This window comes from Synechococcus sp. H55.9 (assembly GCF_047462355.1).
GTDB lineage: Bacteria > Cyanobacteriota > Cyanobacteriia > Thermostichales > Thermostichaceae > Thermostichus.
Map to the genome: position 1 here is coordinate 1 of NZ_JANSJB010000110.1, position 7293 is coordinate 7293.

At 62.3% G+C, this 7293-nt stretch carries 6 protein-coding genes; 4 read left to right on the forward strand and 2 right to left on the reverse strand.

What is annotated here, in order from left to right; all coding sequences use genetic code 11:
- Window positions 1–42: 42 nt before the first annotated feature.
- Together NW857_RS11650 and hflX are read right to left on the reverse strand one after the other, a co-directional pair.
- Window positions 43–1791 (reverse strand): diflavin flavoprotein, encoded by a 1749-nt coding sequence (locus NW857_RS11650; RefSeq protein ID WP_414334886.1) that lies wholly within the window; start codon window positions 1789–1791, stop codon window positions 43–45.
- 116 nt (window positions 1792–1907) lie between these two features.
- Window positions 1908–3674 carry a GTPase HflX gene (gene hflX / locus NW857_RS11655; RefSeq protein WP_414334885.1) on the reverse strand — a complete coding sequence of 589 codons (1767 nt, stop codon included), beginning with the start codon at window positions 3672–3674 and terminating at the stop codon, window positions 1908–1910.
- Between the two features lie 121 nt (window positions 3675–3795).
- On the opposite strand from hflX, the gene NW857_RS11660 reads away from it, so the two are divergent.
- From NW857_RS11660 to NW857_RS11675, 4 genes are read left to right on the forward strand one after another with little or no spacing between them, the layout of a single operon-like run.
- Complete coding sequence (locus tag NW857_RS11660) at window positions 3796–4386, forward strand: hypothetical protein (protein WP_414369009.1); 591 nt, start codon at window positions 3796–3798, stop codon at window positions 4384–4386.
- 3 nt (window positions 4387–4389) lie between these two features.
- Window positions 4390–4827, forward strand: a complete 438-nt coding sequence (locus tag NW857_RS11665; protein WP_414334883.1) for an SRPBCC family protein — start codon at window positions 4390–4392, stop codon at window positions 4825–4827.
- A 30-nt stretch (window positions 4828–4857) separates the two neighbouring features.
- On the forward strand, window positions 4858–5445 hold the full coding sequence (locus NW857_RS11670; RefSeq protein WP_414369011.1) for a peroxiredoxin family protein: 588 nt from the start codon (window positions 4858–4860) through the stop codon (window positions 5443–5445).
- 26 nt (window positions 5446–5471) lie between these two features.
- Entirely contained in the window at window positions 5472–7130 is a 1659-nt protein-coding gene (locus tag NW857_RS11675; protein ID WP_414369013.1) for an ABC1 kinase family protein, read from the forward strand.
- The last annotated feature ends 163 nt before the right edge of the window (window positions 7131–7293 follow it).

The window sequence follows — 7293 nt, forward strand, 5'->3', positions numbered from 1 at the left end:
AATCTCCCCTCTCCCCTAGGGAGAGGGGCTGGGGGTGAGGGATCAGTAATGATTCCCCACCTTGCGGTGGTGGATGGCAGTGAGGCCCTCCAGGTTGGAGACCCGCCCGGCTTCCACCGTGCTATACACCACCCAGTGGTCGCTGGTTTCCAGACGGCTGACCACACGGCATTCCAGGTAGGCCAGGGCATCGGCCAGGATGGGGGATCCGTTGGCGGCGGGGTAAGTTTTGATGCCGGCAAAGCGGTCGGCCCCTGGTGGGAAGCGCTTCAGGAAGTGGCGCATCAAGGGCTGGTAGTGGCCCTCCGGTAAGGCGTTGAGGACGAAGGTATCCCCCACCTGCAGGAAGGACTCGATGGCCCGGTCTTTGGCCACGGCAACGCTGATCCCCGGCGGATCGCTGCTGGCCTGGGCCACCCAGGAGGCGAGCATGGCGCTGGTGGCCTGCCCTTTGCGAGCGGTGAGGATGTAGAGGCCGTTGCTGATGCGGCCCAGGGCGCGATCCAGGTCGGCATCGAGGGCTTTCATCTGCTGAATGCTGCGATCCCGGGTCAGCCATTGCCCCAAGTCGGTACCCGCTTCTTCAGCCACTTGCAGCAGAGCTTCGCTGGCAGGCTGCTTGAGCAAAATCGGGGCAAACACCTCTTTGGCACCGATCTCCTGCAGCGTGTTGCGGCAGAGGTAGACCGACTCATCATCTTCGCCGCCCGACTCGAAGAGGCCAAAGCCCTGCTTGCTGTGGGCAGAGGCCAAGAGGGTTTTCAGCAGCACCTGGGTGGTGGCCGCATCTGGCCCCGATTGGGGCGGCATGCCTATCACCACACCGGCGGCCAAGCTCATCAGCTCGCGCACCTCGTGGGCATCCACCAGCCGCAGATCCACCAGCTCCACCTGGGTGCCGGTTTTTTGGATCCCGTGGGCGATGGCTTGAGCCAGCACTTCCGCCTGGCCATATCCCGACAGGTAGAACACCGCCACCATCCGTTCGGCTTTGGCCTGCTCCAGGCTCCAGGTGCGGTATTGCTCTACCCAGTCGGACAGGTGATGGCGCAGCAGGGGGCCGTGGCCGGTGGCAATGGCGGCGATAGGGGGCAAGGCTTCCATGCGCTTCAGAGCCGAGAGCACCGAGCGGGCGTTGGGCCCCATAAGGCAGTCGTAGTAGAGCTTAAAGTCCGCCTGCAGCAGGTGGGGATGCTCATCCCAGGCGAAGTCGTCGCAGTAGTGCATCCCAAACACATCGCAGGTGTAGAGGATCTGGGTGCCGTGGTCGTAGGTAAGGATGGTGTCGGGCCAGTGCAAGTTGGGGGCGGAGATAAACTCTAGGACATGGCCCTTGCCCAGATCCAGGCGATCCCCCTGCTTCACCACCAGCCGCCGGAAGGGCCGATGCACCAGGTCTTCCAGAAATTGCATGGCCACTTTGGAGGCCACCACCGTCGCCTGGGGCGCCAGCTCCAGCAGATCCCCCACCAAGCCGCTGTGATCCGGCTCGGTGTGGCTGACCACCAGGTAGTCGATCTGGGCAGGATTAAGGAGCCCCTGCAGGAGATCCAGGTACAACTGGCGAAATTTCTCGTGGGAGGTGTCGATGAGGGCCACCTTCTCGCCGCGAATCAAAAAGGAGTTGTAGGTGGTGCCGTTTTCCAGGGCGAATTCAATGTCAAACCGATCTCGATCCCAATCTTGAGAGCGAATGGCGAGGGTATCGGCGCCAATGGGCAAAGTTTGCAGCGTCAGATGCGACTGGGCCAGGTGAGGTGCGACTTGAGGTGCAACCGCAGTAGTGACCATGTTCTCTCCCTAACCTGAAGTCGGTTAACAATTCTGATCTCAATGTAACTGAATGTTTATGCCGAGGCAGGATAAATAATGAAAGGCCCAGGTTTCGAAATCCTTATGGAATGCTTCTAGGGATCCCTGGGTTCCTGCCAATCGAGGGAGTTGAGATTCAAGGCTGCCGCAAACTGGGCCAAGGTGCGGCGCAACTGGTTCAGATTTTGGCCGGTAGCAGCAGAGACAAAGAGAGCTTTGGGGTAGAGCAGGCGCACATCTTCTACCCATTCGGGATCGAGGCGGTCAATTTTGTTAAACACCAATTGTCGCGGCCCGGTGGCCAAGGGCATGCCATCCAGCAATTTTTCCACCGCCTCGATCTGCCCTTCCCAGTTGGGGTGAGAGAGATCCACCACGTGCAGCAGGGCGTCAGCCTCTGTCACTTCCTCCAAAGTGGCCTGGAAGGCGTCCACCAGTTGCTCCGGCAGTTCCGTTAGAAATCCTACCGTGTCGGTGAGCAGCACCGCCTGGTGGTCGGGCAGCTCCAGCCGCCGGGTAGTGGGATCCAAGGTGGCAAAGAGCTGATCGGCAACATAGACCTGGGCGTGGGTGAGGGCATTCAGGAGGGTGGATTTGCCGGCATTGGTGTAGCCCACCAGCGCCACCACGGGAATCTGGGATCCCTCGCGGCGTTGGCGCAGCCGTTGCCGGTGGCGGCGCAGCTCTTCTACTTCTTGCCGCAGCTTGCCGATGCGCCGCTGAATGGCCCGTCGCTCCATTTCCAGTTGGGTTTCCCCAGGGCCGCGGGTGCCGATCCCACCCCCCAGTCGCGACATGGTGCGCCCTCGACCGGCCAGGCGCGGCAGCAGATATTGCAGTTGCGCCAGCTCCACCTGTAACTTCCCGGCCCGTGTTCTGGCCCGCTGGGCAAAGATATCCAGGATCACCTCGCTGCGATCCACCACCCGCACCCCCACCGCCTCTTCCAGGGTGCGCACCTGGCTGGGGGTGAGCTCGCGGTCGAACACCACCAGGTTAGCCCCCAGATCCTGTACCAGCAGCGCCAACTCCTGCACCTTACCAGAGCCAATGACTGTGGCGGAATTGGGGCCTTCCCGCCGTTGCCAGAGGGTTTGCAGCACCTGTCCGCCGGCACTTTCCACCAGGCGGCCCAGCTCTGTCAGCCTGTCCATCAGGTCTTCGCGGCTCTGCCCCAGCTCCTGCAGCCCCACCAGGATCGCTCGCTCCTGCTTGGGATCCACCTGGCGGGCGGTCAATTGGCGCCGAAAGCCATCCTCCAGCTCCGTCACCAGCTCCTGCAGATCCTGTTCTGCCAGGATCCCCAGGGGCAAAGGCTCCGAGACCTGCCAGCGGTGCCCCTCCTGCGGCACCAGGTGGGCCAGATAGGCGCAGTTGACAAAGCCCGTGGCCGCTCCACCTCGCCGCCGCTGCCCTCCTGCCTTGGCCACGGAAAGGGTGATAAGGGCATCCAAACGCTGCAAAGCCATGGCCGTCAGCGCTTTCTGGCCGGGGCCTCCTGCCCCAGTTTGGGTGGTGATGCAGCGGATCCCGGAGAGGCGCTCGGCTCCCTGGCGAGGCAATTCCCAGGCCGGGATCTGGGTCTCAAAAGGGGATCCCAGCCCCACGCGGATCACTTGGCCGCGCCGGTTCAGGTAAACACTGATGGGCTGGCCTTCTAGATCTTGAGTCAGGGATCCCAGCCGTTGGGCAAACTCCACCGTCACCAAGCGGTTGGGGGGTAGGCGCAGTTGGTAAAGCCGTTGCAGTTGTTTTTGCTGGTAGGGCTTTAACCCTTTGACCTGTTCGCGAAAAGGGCGCGCGGCAATGGCAGAACTAAAGCGTGAGTCGGCTGGATGGCGAGAGGTGCTAACCTTGGGCATAGGAATGGGCAGAAACCCAAGAACGAGCTTTTATCTACCATACACGCCGGCTGCCAAGCCCGTGAGTGGCTCAGATCCTTGCCCCATAGATAGAACCCACCTCAGGGACGCGGCCCAACAAATGAGAAAAAGGTGCTGTCTTGAGCAAATCGCGCCGGCGGGACGGAGTCCTCTGCCGGTTCTTGCTTGGCTAACCGTTGGGCTGCTGGCGGGATCCCTCATGGCCTGCCGCCAGAGGGCTGCTCCGGTTTCCCCAGAGCTGGATCCTGTGCGGCGTCACATCGGCAAAGATGGCACGCACTTTGAGGCTTCTTTGGGGGATACCCGCGCCCTTCCCCCTCACTTTCCCCCTCATTTGCAGTTGCCCAACGCTGCCGTTGTCTCTTCCGGGCAGATTTGGGATCGAGGGGGGGGCCTTGCTTCCTTGATTTTGCAGACCTCTCAGCCTCTGGAGGAGATTGCCGCCTACTACCGCCGTACCCTCTGGGGCCGGGGCTGGGATCTCCTCTCGGATCTGGAACAGGCCAACGGCATCCGCACCTTGGTGTTCGAGTCTCCCCCCCACCCTGAACAGTCCCTGTACCAGGCAGTCATTCAGGTGGGATCCCCCCGCCGCGGGCCGGATCAGGTGGAGTACCGGGATATCTTGATTTTGCTGAGTACCGTTGCCCCTGTCGGCAAAGCGCAGCCTGCTGCTGTAGCCTTTCCTTGAAGCATGCCTGTCTATACCCAAGCGATGGAGATTGCCGCTGACGTGGCGCGGGTGGAGCGCTGTCTCATTGACCCGGAGCTGATGCGGCGCTGGCTTAACCCGCTTTTGGGCTGCGAAGCGCTGGGATCCCCTACGGGGCAACTGGGCAGCCGCTACCGCTTTTTCCTGCGCCTGCCTCTCATTTCCCCCAGCCTGGACTGCGTGATCGCCGAGCGGGCCGAGGGCCTGGTGCAGTGGCAGTTTGAGGGGTTTTTTCAGGGCACTGACCGCTGGGAGTGCCGCCCCCAAGCGTCGGGAACGCTGTTGGTGAACCGCTTTGAGTTTTCCATCCCCAACCCCTGGGTGGCGGCAGGGTTTTACCTAGTGGCGGCAGAGCTAACCCGGCACGACATGCGGGCGCAACTGCGACGGCTAAAGGCAGTGGCCGAGGCTTTGGGTTAGGCTGGTGGCAGCAGTAAAGAAACGTAAAAAATGGCAATGACCAGCAACAGCGGCCTGTTCAACCGTCGCTTTTTCGACAACTTCATCCCCCAGCCGGCCAACAGCCCTCTGCAGATTGGCGAGCTGGCCCCCGACTTTGAGCTGCCCAATGTACACGGGGATCCCGTGCGCCTGTCGGACTACCGCGGCCACCAGCCGGTGGTTCTGGCTTTTACCCGTATTTTCACAGAAAAGCTCTTCTGCCCCTTCTGCTACCCCCACATCCAGGATCTGAAGGCCCGCTACGAGGAGATCCGGTCTTTGGGAGCGGAGCTGCTGATGATTACCAGCACCGACCCGGTGCAAAGCCAACAGATCCAAGCCGACCTGCAACTGCCCTATCCGCTGTTGGTGGATCCGGAGTGCAAGACCTTTCGGCTCTACGGTGTCGGCCAAGCGATGGGGGCGCCCCTGCCGGGCCAGTTCATCGTGGATCGCGAGGGGAGACTGCGCTTTAAGCACCTCTTCTCCTTTGCCCAGCCCAACGCCGAGACCGACGAGGTGCTGCGGGCCTTGCGAGAAGGGCTAGCCGGCGGCTGGGACGGAACCCGCCGGGTGGCTCCCGTGCCTTTCCTTTGATATCTGCTGTGCGGGAGGGAAAAGGAGTGGTCTTTGCGCGGCTGGCCCAGAGCGGCGCCCGTCAGGCGGAGATCCTGGAAGTAGTCCTGCGCCACGGCTGGGACTACATGCGGCGCTTGCTCTCCTTGGGCAAGGCGGAAGAGCCGCAACTGCCGCCGCCGATGGTGCTGCGCAACATCCTGGTGGATCTGGGGCCGGTTTATGTGAAGCTGGGCCAGTTGCTGAGCACCCGCCCCGATCTGTTGCCGCGGGAGTACATCGAGGCCCTCAGCACGCTGCAGAGCAATGTGCCCCCCGTGCCCTGGAAGGCGGTGGAGATCCTGCTGCGCCAGCAGTTGCAAAAGCCGCTGGAGCAGATATTCAGCAGCCTGGATACAGAAGCGGTGGCAGCGGGATCCATCGCCCAAGTCCATCGCGCCCGCCTGCTCAGCGGCGAACTGGTGGCCCTCAAGATCCAACGGCCGGGGCTGGAAGCAGTGGTGGAACAGGATACGCGGCTTATCCGTGGCATTGCTGAGCTGGTGGCGCAAACGGAGTTCGGTAGGCTAACAGACGTGGTGGCCTTGGCCAATGAGTTTTGCCGGGCGCTGCAGGCGGAGCTGGACTTTACCCAGGAAGCCCGCCACACGGAGCAACTGCGGCAACACCTGCAGGCTAGCCGTTGGTTTGACCCAGCACAGTTGGTGGTGCCGCGCGTCTACTGGTCGCTCACTACCCCCAAGGTGCTGACGCTGGAGTGGATCGAGGGAAAGCCCCTGCTAGAGGCGGATCGCAGCGATGTCGATCCCAAACAGATCGCCCGCCTGCTCACCCGCGCCTTTTTCCAGCAGATCTGCCTTGACGGCTATTTCCACGCCGATCCTCACCCCGGCAACCTCTTCTACCTGGGATCCGGTCGCGTGGCCCTCTTGGACTGCGGCATGATTGGGCGGCTGGATCCCCGCACGCAGCAGATTGTGCTGGAGCTGATTTTGGCCATCGTCAGCCTGGATGCCCAGCGCTGTGCTGAGCTCACGCTGGAACTGGCCCTGCCGGAAAGTCCTAGGGGCAGCCCGCGGGATCCCGCCGTCAGCCTGGCCCAACTGCAGAGGGAATACGAGCGCCTCTTGCGCCAGTACTACACCCTGAGCGTTGCCGAGCTGGATTTTAGCGAGCTCTTTTCCGAGATCCTACAGGCGGCACGGCGCAACCAGATCCGCATCCCCGGCAACCTGGGGCTGTGCGCCAAGGCCCTGGCCAACCTGGAAGGGATCGCCCGCCAGCTCACCCCAGACTACAATCTGCCGGAGCAAATTCGCCCCCTGATGGCCGATGTGTTTCGGCAGCAGTTGCTGGGGGATGCCCCCCTGCCCTCGCTGCTGCGCACAGCCCTGGATCTCAAAAACCTCTCGCTGCAGTCGCCGCGGCAACTGGAAGTGCTGCTTAGCCGCATCACCTCCGAGACCCAGCGCTGGAACCTGACGGTGCAGGAGCTGGAAGGCCTCCGCACCAGCCTGGACCAGTCGGCCAACCGCCTCTCCTACAGCATCCTGGTTGGATCCCTGATTATTGGCGCTGCCATCATCTCGGCGCAAACCCAGCGCTTCCAGGTCTTTTGGCTAAGCGAGCTGCTCTTTGGCGCCGCCAGCCTGCTGGGGCTGTGGCTCATCCTCAGCATCCTGCGCTCCGGTCGCCTGCGGGGCTAATCCCCTACGCATCTCGTGTTGGCAAAGCAACACAAAAACGGTATCAGCGGCTTTGCGAGCGCCTCGCCAAATCCCGCAAAGGCCGATTCTTTCGTTGACCCGCTCGATGCCTTGCCCCACAAGGCTTTCAGGCCTCTTGCCCCCCCTCTTCTAGGCCCTTTTT

Coding starts and splice junctions, on each gene's coding strand:
- NW857_RS11650 (WP_414334886.1), bottom strand. CDS start 1,791: ATGGTCACTACTGCGGTTGCACCTCAAGTCGCACCTCACCTGGCCCAG.
- hflX (WP_414334885.1), bottom strand. CDS start 3,674: ATGCCCAAGGTTAGCACCTCTCGCCATCCAGCCGACTCACGCTTTAGT.
- NW857_RS11660 (WP_414369009.1), top strand. CDS start 3,796: ATGAGAAAAAGGTGCTGTCTTGAGCAAATCGCGCCGGCGGGACGGAGT.
- NW857_RS11665 (WP_414334883.1), top strand. CDS start 4,390: ATGCCTGTCTATACCCAAGCGATGGAGATTGCCGCTGACGTGGCGCGG.
- NW857_RS11670 (WP_414369011.1), top strand. CDS start 4,858: ATGGCAATGACCAGCAACAGCGGCCTGTTCAACCGTCGCTTTTTCGAC.